Below are 789 nucleotides of genomic sequence, written 5' to 3' on the forward strand. Positions count from 1 at the left end.
AACGCGTATTTTTCAGCGACTCCTGTGCAAAATACGCTGTTGCTTTTTTAATATATCTCGCTCAAGGCGAGCTTCATTTAACGCCTTACGCAGTTGCAGAATTTCAGATTCCAGTTCAGCCACCGTGCGGGAACCAGGAGTACCGAGCCCTTTTCTGGCGGCGGTAACCCATTGTCCTAAAGTGCCTTCAGGAAGGGATAATCGGGAAGCGCCTTCACTGATCGAAAGTTGATTTTCAAGAACCGTTCTGACAGCTTCGGCTTTGAACTCTTTAGAGTAACGTTGGTTTTTTCTGCTCATTATTAGCTCCTTCTGATGCCATTCTATTTCAGGAAGGAGTGTCCGTTAAACTCAGGCTACCTCAGTGCAGGCGCAGGTCGATCGCAACGATGAGATTTATCGCCGTCAGCGTGAAATGAAAGAGGAGCTGAGCGGTCTGGATGATTTGGCTTCAATTCGGGCGTTTGACGTTGAGTAATGAATAAGCCGCAACTGGCGGAATCACAGAAGACCGCTTTGCTTACCGAAGCGGAGTCTGTCATCCGGCCGCGGGGGCGTGCTGTCAGGCTGAACAGGGAAACGGATGAATCCGGGGAGGCCCGGGGGCGGGCCTCTGTTTTTCCGGAGTCAGTCCGGTCTGTGGTTTATGCGATGTGATTATGAATGGTGCAGTTGTGAGCCGTTTTCAGGCAATCGCAGGGCCAGTACCTCGTCAGTCAGCTGACGGTAAATCTGCTGTTCAGTCTCACGCATCACCTGTGCACCGGCTTCCCTCTCCGCATCCGCATC

1 protein-coding gene and 2 pseudogenes are annotated in these 789 nt (G+C 51.7%); 1 reads left to right on the plus strand and 2 read right to left on the minus strand.

The window, feature by feature from the left end:
- Positions 1-300 (minus strand): annotated as a pseudogene (locus tag BHE85_RS16855) (transposase); the annotation flags it as partial.
- A gap of 55 nt (positions 301-355) precedes the next feature.
- Between BHE85_RS16855 and BHE85_RS27630 the strand changes: the two are divergent.
- Positions 356-478, plus strand: a pseudogene (locus BHE85_RS27630) (DUF4376 domain-containing protein); the annotation flags it as partial.
- A 179-nt stretch (positions 479-657) separates the two neighbouring features.
- Here the strand turns inward: BHE85_RS27630 and BHE85_RS27640 are convergent.
- Positions 658-789, minus strand: a 132-nt coding sequence (locus BHE85_RS27640; protein ID WP_242412326.1) for a hypothetical protein, incomplete at its 5' end; no start/stop codon positions are given.

Origin of the sequence: Shigella sp. FC1567, assembly GCF_001743015.1 — a bacterium.
In the GTDB taxonomy this organism is placed as follows: domain Bacteria; phylum Pseudomonadota; class Gammaproteobacteria; order Enterobacterales; family Enterobacteriaceae; genus Escherichia; species Escherichia coli.